The sequence below is a fragment of the Brevibacterium sp. CCUG 69071 genome (assembly GCF_021023135.1).
Taxonomy (GTDB): Bacteria; Actinomycetota; Actinomycetes; order Actinomycetales; family Brevibacteriaceae; genus Brevibacterium.
Genome location: NZ_PGFV01000003.1, coordinates 289,818 through 311,124, shown reverse-complemented (window position 1 = coordinate 311,124; position 21,307 = coordinate 289,818). Strand labels below are relative to the sequence as shown.

22 protein-coding genes are annotated in these 21,307 nt (G+C 66.7%); 9 read left to right on the top strand and 13 right to left on the bottom strand.

Features of this window, described 5'->3' with window-relative positions; translation table 11 throughout:
• Positions 1-66 precede the first annotated feature (66 nt).
• Entirely contained in the window at positions 67-843 is a 777-nt protein-coding gene (locus CV023_RS10630) for a 3-oxoacyl-ACP reductase (RefSeq protein WP_230745562.1), read from the top strand.
• A 71-nt stretch (positions 844-914) separates the two neighbouring features.
• Entirely contained in the window at positions 915-1,670 is a 756-nt protein-coding gene (locus CV023_RS10625; RefSeq protein ID WP_230745560.1) for a type 1 glutamine amidotransferase, read from the top strand.
• Between the two features lie 148 nt (positions 1,671-1,818).
• Here CV023_RS10625 and CV023_RS10620 read toward each other — a convergent pair whose 3' ends face one another.
• The 4 genes from CV023_RS10620 to CV023_RS10605 all read right to left on the bottom strand — a co-directional run bounded on the left by CV023_RS10620 (position 1,819) and on the right by CV023_RS10605 (position 5,034).
• On the bottom strand, positions 1,819-2,604 hold the full coding sequence (locus CV023_RS10620; protein WP_230745558.1) for a hypothetical protein: 786 nt from the start codon (positions 2,602-2,604) through the stop codon (positions 1,819-1,821).
• Complete coding sequence (locus tag CV023_RS10615) at positions 2,601-3,350, bottom strand: DUF6114 domain-containing protein (RefSeq protein ID WP_230745557.1); 750 nt, start codon at positions 3,348-3,350, stop codon at positions 2,601-2,603. The genes CV023_RS10620 and CV023_RS10615 overlap by 4 nt, the downstream gene beginning before the upstream one ends.
• Positions 3,350-3,964 carry a DUF6230 family protein gene (locus CV023_RS10610; RefSeq protein ID WP_230745556.1) on the bottom strand — a complete coding sequence of 205 codons (615 nt, stop codon included), beginning with the start codon at positions 3,962-3,964 and terminating at the stop codon, positions 3,350-3,352. The genes CV023_RS10615 and CV023_RS10610 overlap by 1 nt, the downstream gene beginning before the upstream one ends.
• Positions 3,965-4,089: 125 nt before the next feature.
• A complete protein-coding gene (locus tag CV023_RS10605) occupies positions 4,090-5,034 on the bottom strand; it encodes a LysR family transcriptional regulator (protein WP_230745555.1) in 945 nt (314 codons plus the stop codon).
• 154 nt (positions 5,035-5,188) lie between these two features.
• Here CV023_RS10605 and CV023_RS10600 point away from each other — a divergent pair, with 154 nt between their 5' ends.
• Positions 5,189-5,830: a LysE family translocator gene (locus CV023_RS10600; RefSeq protein WP_230745554.1), complete on the top strand. Its 642-nt coding sequence runs from the start codon at positions 5,189-5,191 to the stop codon at positions 5,828-5,830.
• 85 nt (positions 5,831-5,915) lie between these two features.
• Here the strand turns inward: CV023_RS10600 and CV023_RS10595 are convergent, their stop codons facing one another.
• The 5 genes from CV023_RS10595 to CV023_RS10575 form a co-directional block, all read right to left on the bottom strand.
• Complete coding sequence (locus tag CV023_RS10595; RefSeq protein ID WP_230745553.1) at positions 5,916-7,451, bottom strand: AbgT family transporter; 1,536 nt, start codon at positions 7,449-7,451, stop codon at positions 5,916-5,918.
• 197 nt (positions 7,452-7,648) lie between these two features.
• Positions 7,649-8,482: a creatininase family protein gene (locus CV023_RS10590; RefSeq protein WP_230745552.1), complete on the bottom strand. Its 834-nt coding sequence runs from the start codon at positions 8,480-8,482 to the stop codon at positions 7,649-7,651.
• Positions 8,479-9,207, bottom strand: coding sequence for a FadR/GntR family transcriptional regulator (locus CV023_RS10585; protein WP_230745550.1), 729 nt, complete (start codon positions 9,205-9,207; stop codon positions 8,479-8,481). Before CV023_RS10585 ends, CV023_RS10590 begins: the two co-directional genes overlap by 4 nt.
• 53 nt (positions 9,208-9,260) lie before the next feature.
• Complete coding sequence (locus tag CV023_RS10580) at positions 9,261-10,307, bottom strand: alpha/beta hydrolase family esterase (RefSeq protein ID WP_230745549.1); 1,047 nt, start codon at positions 10,305-10,307, stop codon at positions 9,261-9,263.
• 67 nt (positions 10,308-10,374) lie between these two features.
• Entirely contained in the window at positions 10,375-11,106 is a 732-nt protein-coding gene (locus tag CV023_RS10575) for a GntR family transcriptional regulator (RefSeq protein WP_230745548.1), read from the bottom strand.
• 188 nt (positions 11,107-11,294) lie between these two features.
• On the opposite strand from CV023_RS10575, the gene CV023_RS10570 reads away from it, so the two are divergent.
• Together CV023_RS10570 and CV023_RS10565 are read left to right on the top strand one after the other, a co-directional pair.
• Positions 11,295-12,311 carry a 1-aminocyclopropane-1-carboxylate deaminase gene (locus CV023_RS10570; RefSeq protein WP_230745547.1) on the top strand — a complete coding sequence of 339 codons (1,017 nt, stop codon included), beginning with the start codon at positions 11,295-11,297 and terminating at the stop codon, positions 12,309-12,311.
• Between the two features lie 274 nt (positions 12,312-12,585).
• A complete protein-coding gene (locus CV023_RS10565) occupies positions 12,586-13,980 on the top strand; it encodes an NAD-dependent succinate-semialdehyde dehydrogenase (RefSeq protein ID WP_230745546.1) in 1,395 nt (464 codons plus the stop codon).
• 119 nt (positions 13,981-14,099) lie between these two features.
• On the opposite strand, the gene CV023_RS10560 is transcribed toward CV023_RS10565, so the two are convergent.
• On the bottom strand, positions 14,100-14,795 hold the full coding sequence (locus CV023_RS10560) for a DUF402 domain-containing protein (RefSeq protein WP_230745545.1): 696 nt from the start codon (positions 14,793-14,795) through the stop codon (positions 14,100-14,102).
• A 176-nt stretch (positions 14,796-14,971) separates the two neighbouring features.
• Between CV023_RS10560 and CV023_RS10555 the strand changes: the two genes are divergently transcribed.
• The 4 genes from CV023_RS10555 to CV023_RS10540 all read left to right on the top strand — a co-directional run bounded on the left by CV023_RS10555 (position 14,972) and on the right by CV023_RS10540 (position 19,719).
• The gene (locus tag CV023_RS10555) at positions 14,972-15,679 is read left to right on the top strand and encodes a FadR/GntR family transcriptional regulator (protein ID WP_230745544.1); all 708 of its coding nucleotides are present in this window, start codon (positions 14,972-14,974) and stop codon (positions 15,677-15,679) included.
• Between the two features lie 19 nt (positions 15,680-15,698).
• Positions 15,699-16,778 carry an asparaginase gene (locus tag CV023_RS10550; RefSeq protein ID WP_230745543.1) on the top strand — a complete coding sequence of 360 codons (1,080 nt, stop codon included), beginning with the start codon at positions 15,699-15,701 and terminating at the stop codon, positions 16,776-16,778.
• On the top strand, positions 16,775-18,181 hold the full coding sequence (locus CV023_RS10545) for an aspartate ammonia-lyase (RefSeq protein ID WP_230745542.1): 1,407 nt from the start codon (positions 16,775-16,777) through the stop codon (positions 18,179-18,181). Before CV023_RS10550 ends, CV023_RS10545 begins: the two co-directional genes overlap by 4 nt.
• A 68-nt stretch (positions 18,182-18,249) precedes the next feature.
• Positions 18,250-19,719, top strand: a complete 1,470-nt coding sequence (locus tag CV023_RS10540) for an amino acid permease (protein WP_230745541.1) — start codon at positions 18,250-18,252, stop codon at positions 19,717-19,719.
• A gap of 14 nt (positions 19,720-19,733) precedes the next feature.
• On the opposite strand, the gene CV023_RS10535 is transcribed toward CV023_RS10540, so the two are convergent.
• Genes CV023_RS10535 through CV023_RS10525 form a run of 3 tightly spaced genes read right to left on the bottom strand, consistent with a single transcriptional unit; the run spans position 19,734 to position 21,171 of the window.
• Complete coding sequence (locus tag CV023_RS10535) at positions 19,734-20,183, bottom strand: hypothetical protein (protein ID WP_230745540.1); 450 nt, start codon at positions 20,181-20,183, stop codon at positions 19,734-19,736.
• Positions 20,180-20,521 (bottom strand): DUF6204 family protein, encoded by a 342-nt coding sequence (locus CV023_RS10530; protein WP_230745539.1) that lies wholly within the window; start codon positions 20,519-20,521, stop codon positions 20,180-20,182. Before CV023_RS10530 ends, CV023_RS10535 begins: the two co-directional genes overlap by 4 nt.
• On the bottom strand, positions 20,518-21,171 hold the full coding sequence (locus tag CV023_RS10525) for a TetR/AcrR family transcriptional regulator (RefSeq protein WP_230745538.1): 654 nt from the start codon (positions 21,169-21,171) through the stop codon (positions 20,518-20,520). The genes CV023_RS10530 and CV023_RS10525 overlap by 4 nt, the downstream gene beginning before the upstream one ends.
• Between the last annotated feature and the right edge of the window lie 136 nt (positions 21,172-21,307).

The window sequence follows — 21,307 nt, the reverse complement described above, 5'->3', positions numbered from 1 at the left end:
ACCCGCTGACACCCACAGACAGTCATTGAAATCTACAGACACCCACGCGCGATCAGAAGGAGCACCATGACCACTGCAGCAACACGCCTGAAGGACAAGATCTGCGTCATCACCGGCGGCGCCTCGGGCATCGGCCTGGCCAGCGCCCGCCGGCTGACCGAGGAAGGCGCGAAGGTCGTCATCGCCGACCTCGACGAAGTCCGCGGACCGCAGATCGCCGAGGAGCTCGGCGGGCTGTTCGTGCGCGTCAACGTCGCCGACGAGGAGGACGTGAAGAACCTCTTCGCGCGCACCGTCGAGGTCTACGGGCGCGTCGACGTCGCCTTCAACAACGCCGGCATCAACCCGACCGACGACAATTCGATCCTCACCACCGACATCGCAGCCTGGACGAAGGTGCAGACGGTCAACCTCACCTCGGTCTACCTGTGCAGCAAGTATGCGCTCGAGCAGATGGTCAAGCAGGGCTCCGGTTCGGTGATCAACACGGCCTCATTCGTCGCCCTGATGGGCGCGGCGACCTCGCAGATCTCGTACTCGGCTTCGAAGGGCGGCGTGCTGTCGATGAGCCGGGAACTCGGCGTCCAGTTCGCGAAGAACGGGATCCGGGTCAATGCCCTGTGCCCGGGACCGGTGAACACGCCGCTGCTGCGCGAGCTCTTCGCCTCGGATCCCGTACAGGCGCAGCGTCGACTCGTGCACTGCCCGGGCGGCCGCTTCGCCGAACCCGAGGAGATCGCCGCGGCCGTGGCCTTCCTCGCCAGCGACGACTCCTCCTTCGTCAACGCCTCGTCGTTCACCGTCGACGGCGGGATCTCCTCGGCCTACGTCACGGCCGAGTAGCGGCGCGCTCACCGTCGAGCAACGGCGTGCTCACCGCGAAGCCGGGGTGCACGGGTGAGAGGATTGGGGCCATGACTCACGTGAGAATCCTCGTCATCGAACATGAGAACGGCACCGGTCCCGAACGCTTCGGCACGTGGTTGGCCGAGGCCGGCGCCGAGGTGGTGACCGTCCGCCCGTACCTGGGGGAGGAGATCCCCGCCGAGGGACTGACCCGGGCCGGTGCCGACGGCTTCTCTGCTCTCATCGTCCTCGGCGGTTCGGCCGGGCCTCTGCAGGATGCGGAGAACCCGTGGTTCCCCGAGGTCAGGGACCTCCTTCGCGCCTCGGCGGCGGGAGCGTTCCCGAGCTTCAACATCTGCCTCGGTGGGGAGCTGCTCGCGGCCGCGACCGAGGCCCGGATCTCCCGTCGGCGGCACCCGCAGATCGGGATCTACGATCTCCACACCACCTCGGCGGCGGGGTCCGATCCGGTGTTCGCCGCAATCGTCGGCGAAGCGATTCCCGCGGTCCTCTTCCACCAGGAGCAGATGACGCTGCCCGGGGGCGGGGAACTGCTGCTCACCGGCTCGGACGCGCCGGTCCAGGGCTTCCGAGTCGGCGAGTTCGCCTGGGGCACCCAGTTCCATCCCGAGACCGACGCCGCCCAGATCGAACGCTGGCTGGACTCGGATTCACTCGCGCTGCCCGAGGGCAAGACCGAGGCATCCATCGTCGGCGAGCTCCTGCGGGCCGATGCCGACCTGATCCGGATCAACCGGGCGCTCGCCCACAGCTTCGTCGACTTCCTGTCGGCGCGATATCGCGACCTGTCCCGGGCTTCGTGACCGCGCAGACGCCGACAGCCAGGATCCGCCGGCAGACCCGCGGACAGCGAAGCGGCCCTTCCATATCGGAAGGGCCGCTTCGGTCGACGCACTCGACGGAACACGTCGTGCGTGGCGATCAGGCCGTCTGTGATCAGACCATCTGTGATCAGGCCTTCTTGAGCCTCTGTTCGGTGTTCGTGTAGTTGATCGAATCGGCGGTGGATCCGACCAACCCCATCGTCACCCTCAGGAGTCCCGGCTTGACGTCGTCCATGGCAGGCGGTGTGTCCGCACCCAAGGTCAGCGATTTGCCGTCCTTCGTCGTGGCCGTGATCGACCCGATGTAGACACTGACATCGCCCTTGAGCGTCATCGTGTCCGCTGTGGTCACTAGACCGTACTCCTCGTCGGGCGGCTTCACGGTCAGGGAGAACCCGGAGATCGAGATCTCGTCGGCTTGGATCTTCAGAGTCACGACCTTCTTGCCGGTCTTCGTCGGAACCGAGACGAACGAGATGCCCTTCAGGCCCTTGAACGACAGCGACTCGGAACCCAGTGCTCCGGGAGTCTCCGTGAAGACCGGGGCGTTGTCATCGCTCTGCGCCTCCTTCGGGAACTTGCCGTCGAGCTTCTCATCCGGGTCATCATCCGAATCCTTGACCCCGAGTCCTCCGGGATCGGTCGGCTCCGGCGATGCCGGGTCCGTCGGTTCCTCGGACGGAGTTACGGGCGAGGACGGATCCGACGGGCTCGGACGCTTGCCGAGACCAGGCGAATCCGAAGAATCGCAGTCGGACTTCGAACTGCCGGAATCCGGGCTGCAGGTCGGGCTCGACGACGGCATCGGGTCGGGCTGAGTCGTCGCCGAGACGCCGGCTCCCACAGTGGAAGGAACGATGAGGACGAGCACCGACAGGAGCAGCGCAGTGCGTCTGCTGGATGTCTTCCTCATACGTTCCTCTCTTGTCCTGCAGAGTCTGCAGACTCTGCGTCGTCCCTCCGTCCGGCATCCGAGGCCTTCTTCGACTTGCGCTTCTTCGGCTTCGGTTCGCGCGGTCCCATCCAGGCGACCACGAGAATCGCCCCGATCGTGGACAGCAGCATCCCGAGGATGAATCCGCCGAGGTTGACCCCGATCAGCGAATAGACGGCAAGGACGAGCGCAATGATCCCGTAGAACATGTGGTGTGTGGGTCGGAACATCGCAGAGAGTCCGAGAGCCACCAGCGCGATCGGAATGATCGTGGCCTGCAGTCCCTCGATGCCGAACTGGATGTGCAGATTTCCGGTGTCCAGCTGGCCGGAGAAGAAGAGCTCGATTCCGCCGAGGACGACCAGGAGTCCGCCGATGAAGGGCCGCTGGAGACGCCAATGCCGGAAGCCCTGGCGCTTGCTCTCGTCATGATCGGCCGCGGCACGGTCACGACGGGATGTCGCGGCATCCGCGGCACCGGACTCAGTCGTCGATGCATCCGCCCCAGTCGTCGCGGCATCGAACTCGGCCGTCTCGACGTCCGATTCGGGCTGCGAGTTCTCGGGCTGCGTGTTCTCGGGCGTGCTGTGCTCGCCGGAGCGACGGCTGCGCCGGGACAGCGCAAGCAGACTCGTCTGCTGTGCGGTGGTGTCCTGAGCGGCAGCCTCCGGAGCGGTCGTCTCCGGATCTCCGGCGGCGTGCCCGTTGGTTGGTGCGTCCTTCATCAGAAGCACGTCTCGGTTCCGTCGGTGAGCTTCAGCGTCATGTCCTTGAGCGTGAACACCGACGCCGTGGTGCTCCACGAGTCCTGTTTGAGGTCCTTGATCGAGACCGTGTCGGAATCCTGGGCGAAGTCGCCCTTGGAGCCCTTGGCCGAAGTGTTGACATCTGAGGCATCGACGCCGATCCGAATGTTCTTGAACTCGGCATCGCCCTTGAGGCCCGTCATGCCGATCTGCAGATCCTTGGCGGATGCCGGCTCTTTGCCGCCGCCGGCCTTGATGAGCACGCCCACCTTGCCCATCGGCGTGTCGGTCACCGCCGACTGGCAGAGATTCTCCAGTGTGGCGTCCTTGATATTGGCCGTGACGACAGCGTGCTCGCCGCCCTCTGCGTCCTTCGCGATCCCGCTGTACTGGGAGAAGCCGGTGCCCTCGAGCTGCGAGGACGTGATCTTGAACTGGCTTCCGGACACCGCGAACGAGACCGGCACTGCACCCTGAGCAACCCCGCCCATCAGCATCGCTGAGACGACACTCGTGGGAATCGCGACCATGGCGATCCGTCCGGTGTGCGATTTGCCGAGCTTGCGGATGATGTCAAACTTCGGGAACTTCATTGATCCTCCTACGTGTTCCGACAGCTATGTCGGCGCGACCATTGTGACCTATGTTACTGCGGGGTGTTACCGACGAGTATAACGGGCATCGTTTTCGCGTCAACGGTCCGCGCCCCAAGATGTTTTCAGCAGGTCTGCGTGTAATCACTGAGCGCCGCGCGCAGCGCGACGATGCTCGGAGTCCGAGAGCTGCCGCTGCGGACCGCCGTCGAGATGGTCCGCTGCGGTCGTCCGGGCAGCTCGCTGCGCACAATCGCCGAGGTGTCCACGAGTCCCTCCGCCCCGCGCAGGGCGAGATCCGGGACGAGGGCGTCGGCGAGGCCGAGGGAGACGAGACGGACCTGCAGGATGACGTCCGAAGTCTCAAAGGCTACCCGCGGTTCGAAGCCCGCCCGCCGACACTCGGCCTGCGTCCACTGCCGTGCCCGAGCGCCGGTGGTCTCCATCGCCCACGGCCGCTCGGCGCGGTCGCTGAGCTGCAGACGCTCGCTGAGCTGCAGACGCTCGCCGAGGTGGGGCTCCGTCCCTGCAGACTCTGCGGCCGCAGTGATGAGATGAAGCGGGTCGGTGCCGAGCGTTTCGATCTGCACTCCCGGGGACTGTCGGCTCGGTCGCGAGGGGTAGTCCTCCTGGAGCACCAGGTCGAAATCGTGGGCGAGCAGAGCCGGTATGCCCTCCTCGGCATCGATGTGGGAGGTGAGGATCTCGAGCTCGGGGTGTCTGTCCTGGAGTCGGGCGACGGCAGGCGGCACGATCGTGTGCAGGGCGGTCTGGAATGCGGCGACGCGCAGGGTGCCGCGCACGGTGCTGCCCAGGGCCGCGAGTTCAGCCTCGGCCGCTTCGAGCTCACTGATGACCGCCTCGGTGTGCGTGACGAGGACCTTCGCCGCCTCGGTCAGGCGGACGCCCCTGCCGACCGGCTCGAGCAGCAGGGTCCCGACCTCGGCCTCGAGCGCCTTAAGCTGGTGGGAGACCGAGGAGGGGTTGTATCCGAGCGCCTCGGCAGCAGCCGCGAGACTGCCGCGGAGACTCACTTCACGCAGCAGGCGGAGTCGTCGGAGGCTGTACATCGGGTGCCGTCCCTTCTGTGTGGGTGCTCGGCTCTGTGCGTGCTCGGCGGTGCACTCATGTATGAATCGCATGAGTAATCGTGAAACCCATTCTATCGATTGCATGAGTGGCGATCCCTAGTCTTGACCTCATGTCGACCTTCTGCACGCGTCCATGACCATCGCCTCGGCGCTCTGGGGCTTCGCCGCGCTCGCCGCCGTCCTCACCCTCATTCCCGGACTCGACACGGCACTCGTCCTGCGCAGCTCGGTCACCCGGACGAAGATTTATGCTTTCGCCACGGCCCTCGGGGTCCAGGCCGGGATCATCGTCTGGGGCGTCGTCACCGCGCTCGGGGCGACGATGCTGCTGGCCGCCTCACCGGTGGCGTACCGCATCCTCACCGTTGCCGGATCTCTCTATCTCATCGGCATGGGCGCAGTGATAATCCGAGCCGGATTCCGGCGGACCGCCTCGGTGCCCGATGATGTGCCGGCCTTCGAAGGCGGACCTCTCCGGGGACTGTGGATCGGCCTGCTGACGAACCTCCTCAACCCGAAGATCGCCGTCTTCTACCTGGCCACACTCCCGCAGTTCGTCCCTATGGGCGTCTCGCCGCTGCTCATGGGAGTCCTCCTCGCGCTCGTCCACGTGATCCTCGGGATGGTGTGGCTGACCACCGTCATCGGCGGTGGGCGGGTGATCGCACGGACGATGCGGACGCCGAGGTTCGCACGGTGGATCGACCGGATCGCCGGTGCCGTTGTCATCGCCTTCGGGGTGCACCTCGCCCTCGGGTCGCTGCACGGCGCCTAGCCGAAGGCGCAGGCGCCTAGCCGAAGAACGGGCACCCAGCCGTAGGTCACCTGCGACGATGACGGCACAGCCGCCTCGGCGAGGATCAGCGGACCGGGGCGTCGGGGCCGAGCGGGATGCCCAGACCCCACCACAGGAAGAACAGCAGGCTCCAGGTGATCGTCATGCAGATCGCCAGGGGCAGGGTGTGGGAGGCGAGGGTGCCGATGCCTGCGGACTTCTGGTAGCGCTGCATGAAGCCGAGCGCCATGATGAAGTACGGGCTCATCGGGGTGATCGCGGTCGACCCGGAGTCGGCGATACGGAAGATGGCCTGGCTCGTCTCGGGCGGGACTTCGAGGAGCATGAGCATCGGCACGATGACCGGAGCCATGATCGCCCACATCGCCGAACCGGAGGTGATGATGACGTTGACGACGGAGAGTACGAGGAGCACGAGGATGAAGATCACCCAGGTGGGCAGGCCGAGCCCGGTGAACAGGTCCGCCGAGGACACCGAGACGAGCATGCCGATGTTCGTCCATTCGAAGTACTCGAGGAACTGGGCGATCGCGAAGAACAGGACGAGGACCGGGGCCATGGACACGATGCCCTGGCTCATCAGCTTGGGGACGTCGGCGAACTTCTCGATCGTGCCCTCGCGGAAGCCGTAGACGATGCCGCCGACGCCGAAGAGCATGGCGATGATGAAGGCGATGCCGGTGAGGAATGGGGACTCGCCTATGGGTCCGTCACCGCGCAGCGGGGCGCCGTCGGGTACGACGAGGACGACGACGATGATGAGCATCGCGAGCACGGCGAAGCTTGCGAACTTCAGGGCCGAGCGCTCCTTATCGGAGATGACGAGGTCTTCGTACTCGGCGTCCTCATCGGCGTCGAGGTTCTGCCGCTTGGTCAGCACGAGCTCGGTGACGATGGTGATGACGATGGCGAGCAGGATCGAGCTGGCGATGTTGAAGTACCAGTTGCCGATCGGGGTGACGATGTAGTCGGGATCGATGATGTGCGCCGCCGCCGAGGTGATGCCCGCGAAGATCGCATCGTTCGGTGTGGGAATGGGGCTGGCGTCGTAGCCGGAGGCGATCGAAGTGTAGGCGACGATGATGCCGAGGACGGGGGAGCGGCCGACGGCCTTGAACACCATGCCGCCGAGCGGGACGAGGATGACATAGGCCGCCGCCGAGGCGACGTGCGAGACCGTGCCCATGAAGGCGACGGTGAAGACGATGAGAGAGGCCGGGACCCGGGCGATCGAGACCTTCATCGCCGTGGACAGCAGCCCGGTGCGCTCGGCCAGGGCCACGCCCATGATGACGACCATGATCGTGATCAGCGGCGGAAACGACTGGTAGGCATCAAGCGAGGTGCTCACGGCCATCGCGATGCCGTCGCCGCTGAGCAGGTTGTTCACCGGGGTCCATTCCCCGCTGCTCGGGTCGTTGACCCCCACACCGGCCAGCGAGAGGACGAGGCTGAGCACGGCGAGGATGGCCGCGAGGATCCAGAACAGCCAGAACGGGTGCGGCAGCTTGTTGCCGACGGTCTCGATGACGTTGAGGGCGCGGATCACGGCGGGCAGCCGCTCCTGCTGTTTCGCGGTGGGTGTGGCGGTGGTGTCCATGGCGGGCTCCAGAGTCTCCAGATGGCTGAGGTTTCCAGGTGGCTGAGTGTTCCAGGTGGCGGTTTTCCAAGTGGCTCAGGGAGCGTGAGGGCGCAGAAGGGGAAGGCCGGTGAGCTCCATTGATCGATGTGGCGGTGTTGTGATGATGTTGCGAGGGCGGTGTTGCTGGGGTGATTCGGGGGTGGTGTGGCTGGGTTCTACAGTTCGAGAAGCCTCCGGGAGTAGTCGAGGAGCTTCGTGTGGATCTCGTCGAGGATGCGCTGCCCGTCCTCGGCGGTAGCGGTGCGCGGGTCCCCGAGCACCCCGTTCTCCGCATAGCGGTCGAAGGTCACGGCGCTCGCCGGTGTCTTCGTCCGGGACAGTCTGGCCCGTGGGGAGAGCTCGCCGAGGCTGGTCGCCCCTGGTGAGAGGTGCGGGCTGTCGACGAGTGCCGGGTCGATGGCGAGCACTTGCGAGGTCTCGGATTCGCCGCAGTGGCCGCTGACCTCGGTCCGCGGCAGTGCCGCGCTCGCCTCGGTGGCCAAGGCGCTGACCGGGGAGTGGGCGAAGACGAGATCCGGATGGGAGGCCAGCAGCACCTGGGCGGCGACGCCGAGTCCGGCGATATTGCCGCCGTGGCCGGTGATGACGAGGATGCGGCGGAATCCGGCGTCGGCGAGCTGACCGGCCACCGAGGTGACGATGTCGACGAACAGCCTGGGATCGAGGCTGATCGTGCCGGGCAGCTCGGTGTGGTGCGGGGAGATGCCGTAGCCGATGGTCGGCAGCACGAAGGCGCGTCCGCTTCCTTCGGCGCTGTCGCTGTCGCTGCTGTCGGCGTCGGCCGCGAGGTCCTCGGCCAGGCGCATGGCCACGTGCTCGGCGCGGATGTTGTCCGTGGACAGCGGCAGTCCGTCGCCGTGCTGCTCGGTCGCGCCGACCGGGAGGATGAGCAGGGTGTTCTCCTGCTTGGCCCGCTCGATCTCGAGAGAGGTGAGGTCTCCGTAGCGGCGGATATGAGGGCGGATTGTCTCGATCTGCGGCCGGGTCATCGCAGGTCACCCGCCGAAGTGGCCGCCCGGTTCGCGTCGCCGGCGACCTCGGCCTCGCCCTCGGGCTGCCAGTCGGCGAGGACCGCGGCCTTGATCGCCTCGAGGTGCCTGCGGGTCCGGTGCGAGGCCTCGAATCCGTCTCCGCGTTTGACCGCGTCGAGGATTCCAGCGTGTTCGTCATGGTCGCGGAGGCGGTCGTAGGTCGTACGTGCCGCCTGCTGGGTCCGGGAGTGGATCGCGAGCAGGGATACGAGCATCTCGGACAGCGCCCGATTGCCCGAGGCCTTGGCGAGTTCGACGTGGAAGTGTCCGGCCGGGACAGCGGTCTGGACCTGCAGCGCATTGTCCAGAGCCGAATCCATCGAGGTCACCGCCGCGGCGTCCTGCACGCTCGCGGCGAGCTCGGCGATGCCGGGCTCGATCGCGATGCGGGCGTCGAGGAGTTCGATCGCCGCCGCGAGGTCGACGGGCACATAGTGCGGATTGTCGAGGATGCGGCGGTTGATCGCCTCGCGGACATAGGTGCCGGAGCCGTGCTTGAGTTCGACGGAGCCGGTCGCCTCGAGTCGGCGCAGAGCCTCACGGACCGTCGGCACCGTGACCTCGAAGCGCTCGGCCAGGGCCTTGGCCGAGGGCAGAGTCTGGCCCGGCTGCAGATTGTCGCTGCGAATCGTCGCCACGATCTCCAGAGTGAGTCGTTCGACGAGTCCGATAGACGTATTCATAGGCACTCTCCTTCAAGTGTTTAAGTCATCTAATCACTTTGACGGCGAATGTGTCAACGGTCACTTCGCGGGTGATCCTGGAAGAACTTCCACAGGGTGGTCGTGGCCGAGAAGTGCTTCGTCACGTAGCCGCCGCCGCTGTATACGGCCTCACCTGGCCAGACGTGCCCGCCGCCGGCGACCGAGTAGAGCTCGACATCGGCGCCGGATTGTCGCTCGGGTCCCCGCTGTCCTTCGGCCGAGTCGCCCGTGCATTTCTTCCAGCGGGTCCGGAGCACGTCCTCGCCCTTCTTGCCGACATTGCGCTCGGTCTTCACCCGGCAGTCGGAGGCCTCGGCCCAGGGCTGGATCCATTCGCGGACGCCCGGATAGTCCTCGCCCTGGCGGGTTCCGCCGTCGTAGTGCATCGTCTCGTCTCCGGTGCCGTGGATGGCGAGCATCGGGGTCGGCTCGGAGTAGCCGCAGCCTTCGGTCGACTGCGGGTAGTAGGCGCCGGCGACGGTCGCGAAGGCCGAGAACCGCTCCCGCAGCTGGCAGGCGAGCACGGAGACCATGCCTCCGCCGTTGGACTTCCCGGTCGCGTACACGCGATTGAGGTCGATGCAGAAGTCGTCCTCGATCGAATCGAGGAGGTCCGAAACGAAGCGCACGTCATCGGCGCCGCTGGCATAGGGCGCGCCCTGCCAGGAGCGTTTGCCGTCCTTGAGCGCGCCGTCCGGGAACACGGTGACCGCCGGCAGCTGCGGCAGTCCCGTGTAGTTCTGGAACTCGGCGCCATCGGATCCGTTGCCGTGGAAGCCGAGGACCAGAGGCTGCGGCGCCTGTGGGTCGTAGTCGCGGGGGACATTGATCCGGTAGGTGCGTTCGCCTCCCGCCGAGGTGATTGTGCGTTCGTCGTTGCCCGGAGTCTGGTCTGTTCCGCAGCCGGCGGAAGGGCGTGTGCTGATTGCGGAGGCTGTGCCGGACTGGGCTGAGGTTTGAGTCTGGGCCGCAGCCGCCGAATCCGTCGTGACCGTCTGGGCTGTCGTGGTCAGTGCCAGGGTGAGGAGAAGGGCGATGATCGCCCCGATGGACAGAGTGCGCTTCGTCGTCGAATGCATGTTCTTCCTTTGATCGTCGGTGATCGCAGTGACAACATAGCACAAGTCATCAGATCACTTGAAGACCTCAGGAGCTGAGAGCGAGCCAGTTCTCGCGAGTGAGCTCGACGGCGGATGTGTGGTCCGCCTCGCGCAGTGCGGCGATGATCCGGGCGTGGACGTCCGGGGAGGCGGTCGGCGTCGACGGTGCGGTGTCGGGCCCGTCGCCGACGGTTCCTGCACGGGTCTTTGCGGGACCTGCTGGGCCGTCGGCAGCTCCTGCCTTCCCTGTCAGCGCATCGAAGTGGAGGTGTTCGGTGCGGCGGAGGGTGGCGGTGACGAGTTCGAGATGCTCGGCGATGAGGGGATTGTTGCAGGCCGCGATGGCGACGGTGTGGAAATCGTCATCGGCGGCGATCGCGGCATCGCTGTCCGCATCGTCCAGGGCTTCGCGCAGCCGTTCGTTTGCGGCCTCCATCGCCGCGAGATCGGCCTCGGTGAGCGCGGGGGCGGCCAGTCGCATGGCCAGGGCATGGAGTTCGGCGGCGATCTGGCGGGCGTGGGCGACGGCCGCAGGATCCTCGGGCGCGACCCGAGTCATCCTCCCCGGTTCGGCGATGACCAGACCGGCTTGGGCCAGGCGCTGCAGGGCCTCCCGCACGGGGGTGCGCGAGACCTGCAGCCAGGTGCCGAGCTCCTGATCGCGCAGCTGCTCGCCCGGAGCGAGCTGCCCGCGCACGATGGCATCGCGGATCGCCCGGTAGACGTCATCGCGGAGCAGGCTGCGCCGGGCGATCGGCGCATCGGTGGGAATCGGCACGGGCTCGTCTTTCGTCTGAAGGTCGCTGGGTCTGAGTCGGCAGGTCTGGGGCGTTCGAAATGAGCGGGACTTTCTGCACGACTATTGTAAGCACTGCCGACATGCAATATATTGCATATTGCATCCCCTATCCACATCTATGCCCCTACACCTACCCACCCGAATCCACGTCTCGAGGAGAGCACTCCATGGCCATCACCGACTTCGACCGCTATCCGCTCACCTTCGGGCCGAGCCCCGTCCATGAACTCGCGCGACTGGGCGACCACCTCGGCGGGGCCCGGGTCTGGGCCAAGCGCGAGGATGTGAACTCCGGACTCGCCTTCGGCGGAAACAAGACCCGCAAGCTCGAATACATCGTCCCCGACATCCTCGCCTCAGGTGCGGACACCCTCGTCTCGATCGGCGGCTACCAGTCCAACCACACCCGCCAGGTCGCTGCTGTCGCCGCGCACCTCGGGCTGAAGGCCCGCCTCGTTCAGGAGCGCTGGGTCGACTGGGACGATCCGGTCAACGACAAGGTCGGCAACATCGAGCTCTCACGCATCATGGGTGCCGACGTCCGTCTCGACTCGGCCGGCTTCGACATCGGCATCCGCTCGAGCTGGGAAGAGGCCATCGCCGAGGTCGAGGCCTCCGGCGGCAAGCCCTACCCGATCCCGGCCGGAGCCTCGGAGCACAAGTTCGGGGCCCTCGGCTTCGTCAACTGGGCCTACGAGGTCGCCGAGCAGGAGAAGACCCTCGGCGTCTTCTTCGACACCATCGTCGTCTGCACCGTCACCGGCTCGACCCACGCGGGAATGATCGCCGGGTTCGCCGCCCTCGAGGCCGCCGGCGGCCCGAAGCGCACCGTCATCGGCATCGACGCCTCGGCCACCTTGGACAAGACTCGCGACCAGGTCAAGCGCATCGCGAACAATGCGGCCCAGCTCATCGGTCTCGGTCGGGAGATCACCGACGCCGAGGTCGACATCCGCCCCGGCTGGGAAGGGCCGGCCTACGGCATCCCCGACGAGTCGACCGTGGGCGCGATCCGCACCACCGCCCGACTCGAGGGCGTCATCCTCGACCCCGTCTACGAGGGCAAGTCCATGGCCGGACTGCTCGACCTCGTCGGGCAGGGCGACATCGCCGCGGATTCCACGGTCCTCTACGCCCACCTCGGCGGGCAGCTCGCGCTCAACGCCTACAGCTCGATCTTCTGAGCGGAGGGCCACCCGGGTCGCCGCCGAAACGGTGACCCGGGTGGCACTTGAGTGCGGATTTCGTGCACGTGGGCACGGAATCCGCACCACCTCGGCGAGGGCGTCCCTCCGCATCGCCGACTGATGATTCCCCCAGCTTCCGCCACTTGTTGCGCAGGTCACGTGTTGATAGCGTGAGAGACAGGCATACGCGATCCGTCGATTCCGACGGCGATCGGCGATGCACCTATCTCGGACGGCGCCCGACCGGCGCCCCAAGTCGAAGGAGTCTGGAATGAGCAATGTAGGAAGCGCTGCAGGCGGCTACCGCGTCGAGAACCCGGCCACCGGTGAAGTCGTCGAGAAGTTCGACAATGCGACCGACGCGCAGATCGACGAGGTCCTCGGTGCGGCTCACGACGGCTTCCTGGCCTGGCGTGAGAAGACGATCGAAGAGCGCGCCGCCGTCGTCAACAAGGTCGCCGCCCTGTTCGGAGAGCGCAAGGAAGAGCTCGCGAACATCATCGCCGAAGAGATGGGCAAGCCCGTCGCCGAAGGCATCGAAGAGGCCGAGTTCTGCGAAGCCATCTTCAACTACTACGCCGACAACGGCCCGGAATTCGCCGCGGACGAGCCGATCAAGTCGATGTCCGGCGGCAAGGCCTTCATCCAGCGCCGCCCCGTCGGCGCGCTGCTGGGCATCATGCCCTGGAACTTCCCCTACTACCAGGTGGCCCGCTTCGCAGCGCCCAACCTGGTGCTGGGCAACACGATCATCCTCAAGCACGCGGAGATCTGCCCCCGCTCCTCGGCGAAGATCGCCGAACTGATGAAGGAGGCGGGCATCCCCGAAGGCGTGTACGCCAATGTCTACGCCACCCACGAGCAGATCGAGACGATCATCGCCGATGACCGCGTCGAGGGCGTGTCCCTGACCGGTTCCGAGCGTGCGGGATCCGCCGTGGCCGCCATCGCGGGCAAGAACCTCAAGAAGGCCGTGCTCGAGCTCGGCGGCTCCGACCCCTACATCATCCTCGACACCGACGACATGGACGAGGCCGTGGACACCGCCTGGGGCACCCGCCTGTACAACACCGGTCAGGTCTGCAATGCCAACAAGCGCATGATCGTCATGGATGACATCTACGAGGACTTCGTGTCCGGGCTGACCCAGCGCGCCCAGGACTGGACGAAGGGCACCCCCGCCGAGGCGGGCGACGGCAAATACTCGCCCCTGTCCTCCCGCGGTGCGGCCGAGAATCTGCGCAAGCAGCTCGATCGCGCCGTCGAGCAGGGCGCGACACTCGTCGGCGGCGAACTCGCCAGCGACGGTTCGGCCTACGTCTCCCCGGCCGTGCTCACCGGAGTCACCTCGGACATGGACGCCTACCGCGAGGAGCTGTTCGGGCCCGTGGCCACCGTGTACAAGGTGACCAGCGACGACGAAGCACTCAAGCTGGCCAACGACACCCGCTTCGGCCTCGGCGGCGCCGTGTTCGCGAAGGATCCCGAGCGGGCCGCGAAGCTCGCCCAGCGCCTCGACGTCGGCATGTCCAACGTCAACACCCCGGCCGGCGAGGGCGCGGAGATTCCGTTCGGCGGCACCAAGCGCTCGGGCTTCGGCCGCGAGCTCGGGCCCTACGGCATGGATGAGTTTGTCAACAAGCGTATGTACTACGTGGCCGACTGAGGCTGATCGCTCAGGTTTGATTGCTCAGGTCTGACGCGCAACACGGGCGCTGTGTCGAGATTCGGGTGTGTCCACCCGTTTCCTGACGCGGCGCCCGTGTTTCGTGTGTGGTGGGCTGTTCAGCTTTCGTAGGTCCAGGTGGCCTCGGCGGGCAGGGAGGGCAGCGGCCAGTCCGGGTCGGGTGCGAAGTCCGTGTAGGCCGAGTCGAAGGGGAAGGTCCAGGCTTCGATGTCAGCGATGGCGCCGTCTGCCGCGCTGCGGATCCGGGCCACCTGCTCGGGAGAGAACATGCCCGCCTCGAGGGCGAACTCCAGTTCGTCCTCGTCCTTGAGGCTGTAGGAGCCATCGGCGGCGACGACGATGTCGAGCACATGGTCCGAGGTGAGGATCCCGGTCTCGAAGCGGGTGAACGGAGTCTCGAGGTTGACGTAGAAGGAGTCGCGGCGGGGCAGGGGGACCTGTGGACGTGAGGGGTTCTGTGGAGCGGAGGCAGCTGGGGTCTCGAAGAACCACACGGAGTAGTCCTTCCCGGGTTGGAAGACCGCGACGATGCCGGCGCCCTGCCAGGTCTTGAGGCCCTGCGCCCGTGGTGCGCCGAAGCGGGCGGGCCCATCGGCCTCGCGGATGCCCCTGCCGTCGGCGAGCACATGGTGGAGAATCGGAGTGCCCGACTCCAGCCACACCGCCAGATGCCGGTCGTCATCGGCGATGACGGTGACCGGGCGCTGGTCGAGCAGTCCGGGGTGGGCGGGATTCACATAGGTCCAATGGATCTGATCGCCGCGGCGCCAGCGGGGAATGTCCGAATCGCTCATGGCTTCATTGTTCCTGAGCGGGCAGAATCTCAGATCGCGATATTCGTCCGCGCTGAGATTGACCGCGGGAGAGTGACCAGAGCTACACTCAACCTGTCATACAGCTTGACAGGTTGCGAACACGGCGACCCGGCTGATCGAGACACCAGGAACCAGAACGAGCTGGAGGGGCGAGCGTGGGAGCCATCAATCCGACCGCTGTCGAACGGCTGTCAGCGGGCGAGGGAGTCATCCGCAGGCTCCGGGCAGAGATCGCCGAAGGCACGTTTCCCGTCGGTGCCAGACTTCCCTCGGAAGCGAAACTCGCCTCCCGCTATGCCGTGAGCAGGCCGGTCATCCGAGAGGCGCTGCGTTCGTGTGCGACCCTGGGGCTGACCGAGACCAAGACCGGCAGCGGCACCTTCGTCATCGCCGCGGCCCCGGCGACAGGGCTGCACCTCGGCGAATACTCCTCGCAGGACCTCCACGAGGCCCGCCCTCATATTGAGGTGCCGGCCGCTGAGCTCGCCGCCCGGCGTCGCACCGACGAGGATGTGGCTCAGCTGCACTCCCTCCTCGAAGCGATGATCACGGAGACGAGTCCGCGCGGATGGGTCGAGCTCGACGGCGAACTCCACATCGCCATCGCCCGCGCCAGCGGCAACCGAGTCTTCGAAAGCGTCATCGCCGAACTCCGCGGCGCCCTGACCGCCCAGTCGGAGCTGCTCAACCTGGCGGCTCACCGGCAGCCGGACTCCGATGACGAACACGCGCAGATCGTCCGCGCCATCGAGCAGGGGCGGACCGACCTCGCCCGCGAGGCCATGGCCAAGCACCTCGCGCGAGTGGCCGACGCCGTCACCGATCTCGCCGCCTCGGCGAACATCGACAGAACCCATTCCTGAACTCGAGGACCGTAGAACGATGCCGCTGCCTTCACCCACCCTGCCCGTTTCGGCCGAGCACACCGAGACCTGCGGCCCCGCCGCGCACATCCCGCTCGTCGAAGTCACGCGCGGAGGCCTCGTCGAAAGCCTGCACCTCGGGGCCTTCGCCGCCGTCGATGAGACCGGGGACCTCCTCGTCGACGCGGGTGACTCCGCGGTCCCCTCCTACCCGCGCTCCACACTCAAACCCCTGCAGCTGACGGCGATGCTGCGGGCCGGGCTCGACCTTCCACCCGAACTGCTCGCGCTCGCCGCCGCCAGCCACTCGGGTGCCCCGGAGCACGTCGCCGGGGCACGCCGCATCCTCGGCCTGCATGGGCTCGAGGAGTCTGATCTCGGCAATGCGCCCGACCTGCCCTACGGCGCCGCCGAACGGGAGAAGCACCTGCGGGCCGGCGGCACGCGCACCCGACTGGTGCAGAACTGCTCGGGCAAGCACGCCGCGATGCTCGCGACCTGCATGATCAACGGCTGGAGCCGTGCGGACTACCTCGACCCGGCACATCCGCTGCAGCGTCTCATCGCGGCCACGATCGCCGAACTCACGGGGGAGTCGGCCGATGTGCTCACCACCGACGGCTGCGGCACGCCCCTGCCTTCATCCTCCCTGCGCGGGATCGCCCGCGCCTACGCGGCACTCGCGGCCGCCGCCCCGAGAACGAGTGCCGCCAGGGCGGCCGCGGCGATGCGCGCCCATCCGGAGATGGTCGGAGGTCCCGGACGCGATGTCACCGCGCTGATGCGCTCGGTTCCCGGGCTCATCGCCAAGGACGGCGCCGAGGCGGTGCAGCTCCTCGCCCTGCGACCACCGGGAGGGCGCGCCCTCGGCATCGCCGTGAAAATCGCCGACGGAACCGATCGGGCCCGCCTGCCGATCACCCGGGCCATCCTCACCGCCCTCGGAACCGAGGCGGAGGCACTGGCGGAGATCACCTCGGCGCCGGTCCTCGGGGGAGGCCGAGCGGTCGGGGAACTCCGCGTGGCACGGGAGGTCTGGGACCGCCTCGGCGGGCTCGGATTCACACACGAAGACAACCGGACAGGGGTGGGAGCATGACCACGATGAACACACGAACCGAACACGACCTCCTCGGCGATCGAGAGATCCCCGCGGACGCCTATTGGGGCATCCACACCCTGCGGGCGACGGAGAACTTTCCGATCACGGCGCAGACTCTCGAATCGAACCCGGACGCGATCCGCGGGCTCGCGGCCGTCAAACTCGCGGCTGCCCGGGCCAACCACGCGCTCGGACTCCTCGACGTCGAGCGGCGGGACGCGATCGTCGCCGCCTGCCGGGAGATCCTCGACGGGCACCTCCACGACCAGTTTCCCGTCAACGTCATCCAAGGCGGAGCAGGCACGTCGTCGAACATGAACGCGAACGAGGTCATCGCCAACCGGGCCCTCGAGATCCTCGGCCAGCCCCGCGGCACCTATGCCCGGATCAGCCCGAACGATCACGTCAACCTCAGCCAGTCGACCAACGACGCCTACCCGACCGCGGTCAAGCTCGGTACGATCTTCGCGATCAAGCGGCTGCTGTCCGCACTCGGCGAACTCGAGGAGTCGTTCGCGGCGAAGTCCCGGGAGTTCCACGACATCGTCAAGATGGGTCGCACCCAACTCCAGGATGCGGTGCCGATGACCCTGGGGCAGGAATTCGGCAGCTACGCGGTGACCGTGGGAGAGGATCGGGAACGCCTCGCCGAGGCGGAGAAGCTCGTCCACGAGATCAACCTCGGCGCCACGGCCATCGGCACCGGCCTCAACGCCGCCCCCGGCTATGCGGAAGAGGTCCGCGAACAGCTCGCCGAGCTCACCGGGCTGCCCCTGATCACCGCACCGGACCTCATCGAGGCGACCCAGGACGTCGGATCCTTCGTCCACCTCTCCGGGGTCCTCAAGCGCATCGCCGTGAAGCTCTCGAAGATCTGCAACGACCTGCGGCTGCTCTCCTCGGGACCCCGGGCCGGACTCGGCGAGATCAACCTGCCCGCCGTGCAGTCGGGATCGTCGATCATGCCGGGCAAGATCAACCCGGTCATCCCCGAGGTCGTCAGCCAAGTGGCCTTCGAAGTCATCGGCAACGATGTCACCATCACAATGGCCGCCGAATCCGGACAGCTGCAGCTCAACGCCTTCGAACCGGTCATCCTGCACAGCCTGCACAAGTCGATCTCCCACCTCGAATCCGCCAGCCGGACCCTGGCCGAGCGCTGCGTCGCGGGCATCACCGCGAACGCCGAGGCCACCCGCGCCTCGGTCGAGGCGTCGATCGGACTCGTCACCGCGCTCAACCCGACCATCGGGTACGCCGCGGCGACCTCGATCGCGAAGGAGGCGCTCGAGACGAATCGCGGGGTGGCCGAACTCGTGCTTGAGCACGGGCTGATGACACCCGAGGAGCTCGCTCGTCTCCTGCGACCCGAGAGGCTCGCAAATCTGAGCACCGTGTGAACCGCACATCTGACACCACTGACCTGACTGCACCGACCTGACTCCATCCACCTGAGCAGAGGACTTCTATGACTCATCACCACGGGCCTGACCGCAGCGTGGCCGTCGAGCCCACCTCCACGATCAACCTCACCGCCGAGGACACCGGCTATCAGAAGCATCTCGCCCCGCGGCAGGTGCAGATGATCGCCATCGGCGGGGCCATCGGCACCGGCCTCTTCCTCGGCGCGGGCGGTCGCCTGCACGAGGCGGGACCGGCCATCGTGCTCTCCTACGCCATCTGCGGGCTCTTCGCCTTCTTCATCCTCCGGGCGCTCGGCGAACTCGTCCTCCATCGGCCCACGACGGGGTCGTTCGTGTCCTATGCGCGGGAGTTCTTCGGGGAGAAGGCCGCCTTCATCGCCGGCTGGTTCTACTGGCTCGTGTGGGCGACGACGACCATCGTCGACATCACCGCCGCCGCCCTCTACATGGGCTTCTTCGGCAAGTACGTCGCGTGGATCGCAGCGGTGCCGCAGTGGACGTGGGCGCTCATCGCCCTGCTCGCCGTGCTCGGACTCAACGTCATCTCGGTCAAGGTCTTCGGCGAGCTCGAATTCTGGTTCGCCCTCGTCAAGGTCGCGGCTCTCGTGGCGTTCCTCATCGTCGGAGTCTGCTTCCTCATCTTCGGCACACCCGTGTCCGGTCACGAACCCGGACTCGGCCTGCTCTTCGAATCCGGCGGGATCTTCCCCAACGGGGTGCTGCCGGCGATCCTGCTCATGCAGGGCGTTGTCTTCGCCTACGCCTCGATCGAGCTCGTCGGCACCGCCGCGGGAGAGACCGCCAACCCGGAGAAGGTGATGCCGAAAGCCATCAACTCCGTGGTGCTGCGCATCGCCGTCTTCTATGTCGGCTCGCTCGTGCTGCTCGCGCTGCTGCTGCCCTACACCGCGTATTCGGACGGGGAGAGCCCGTTCGTCACCTTCTTCTCCTTCATCGGCATCAAGGGCGCCGACACGGTGATGAACCTCGTCGTCCTCACCGCGGCACTGTCCTCCCTCAATGCCGGTCTGTACTCGACCGGCCGCATCCTGCGCTCGATGTCCGTGGCCGGATCCGCACCTCGGTTCGCCCAGCGGATGAATCGCAGCGGAGTCCCCTACGGCGGAATCGTCATCACGGCCGCGGTCGCCCTCCTCGGCGTGCCCTTGAACTACCTCCTGCCCGCCGACGCGTTCGAGATCGTGCTCAGCGTCTCCTCGGTGGGCATCATCGTCACCTGGGCGACGATCGTGCTGTGCCAGATGCGTCTGCACCGGTGGGCGAACCGGGGGCTGCTCGAGCGTCCCTCGTTCCGGATGATCGGTGCCCCGTACACGAGCTATCTGGCCCTGACCTTCCTCGCCGTCGTCCTCGTCATGGTCCTCGTCGATTCCCCGGCGACGCTGGTCGTCGCGATCATCGCCTGCGTGCTCATGGTCATCGGCTGGTACGCCTGTCGGGGACGGATCCGGGCGCTCGCCGCCGCAGGCCGGGAGGTCGAGTTCCAGGTGTGAGGCCGGCCGCGGTGTCAGACTCGGGTATCTTCGGTCCAAGGTTTCAACGTGGCAGCTACCTGGGCGACATCGAGGGCCGCATCCGCGAACCAGCGCTCGGCCGCCTTCTCGGCGATTCCCTCGGCTTGGTCGATGAGGGCGCGGCCGCTGTCGGTGAGAACGAATGCACCGTCGTCCGTGCGAGTCAACCAGCCGAGCTTGACCAATGGCAGGGTGGCGCGCAGCGTCTGGGAACGGGTCTCGCTCATCTCCCAGGCAAGCTGATCCCGTGCCAGACCTTCTGAGTGGACGCCGAGGAGGCGGAGTCGAAGGAGGTCGTCCAGAGACAAGCCGACGCGGGTGAGCGCGCCGCCGATCGCAGTGTCCGCCGAGCTCTTTGCCCGCGCGAGCAGGAGCGCGGCTGCGAGGTGCGGTGCGGATCCCTCCGACCTGCGCTGGTGCTGTTCTGGGGCATCTGTCGTCATCTGCGCCTTCCAGGACGAATCTTGAGACTCTCGATGCAGACCGCGGAGACGTCGACCGTGCGGCCCCTGAGCCCGCGACCGGCAAGGTCAGCTCCGGCGAGCTCCTCGGCCCGGACGCGGGCCTCGAGTTCCGCGTCATCGGGGTTGACCTCATCGACGGTGATGAAGAACCGGTGCTGATAGTTCACGAGTTCGCGCGTATAGAGGAACGTTCCCTCCGGAGTGAACCGAGCCGCGAACATGTCATGCTCGGCTTGGTGGGTGCGCAGATCTTCACATTGGTGTTCGTCGAGGTCCGAGAATCGGCCGCGAACCGTGATGCGATAACTCCAGGTCATTGAGGTGCCTCCGGTGCTCGAGCCGTTTCGGCTCGCGTCGCATGGTCGAAGAGGGCGACGATCTCGCCCGCATCGATGCCGGTGTGGGTGGGTACTGCGGTGTCGAGGACCGCGCGCAGCGACAGGGCCATGGCGATCGGATCGAACTCGCGCATCTCGCCTCGCGCCTGGCCCTCCTGGAAGAGCGCCACGAGATCCGCGACGGAATCGGCCGAGCGCCGAGCGTAGGACTGCGTGTGCTCGCCCGGTCTGTCCGCGTCGGGACGACCGGTCCGAGTCGATCGACCGAGGTAGCCGACGGCCGCGATGATGGCCGCTGCCCGCGCCGGCTGTCGGCGGCAGTAGCCGACATGGGTGGTGATGTATGCGGCCAGGCGGTCATTAGTTGGGCCCGCGGTACCCAGCGCCTGGGTGAGCTCGGGGCCGAGGTCGGCGATGACGAATGCGATGGCCGCCGAGGCGAGTTCGTCCTTGTCGGTGAAGTTGCCGTGGATCGCTCCACGGCTGAATCCCGCGTTCTCCGCCACGGCGACGAGTGACGTGGCGTCGACTCCGTGCTCGGCGAAGAGGTCGACCGCCGATTCGATGAGTCTGTTCCGGGTCTCCTGCTGGCTCTCTGCGCGCGACATCCTGGGACGGGAGGTGTTCATGCATTCAAGATACACCAAAGTATTCGAATACTAAAATGTATATGAATGATCGACGGATGCCCTCCTGCGGAGAACTGAGGACTGCCTATACTGGACCCGGCCCGTAGAGCTGCGTTCATCCGGGGCCGGAACCAGG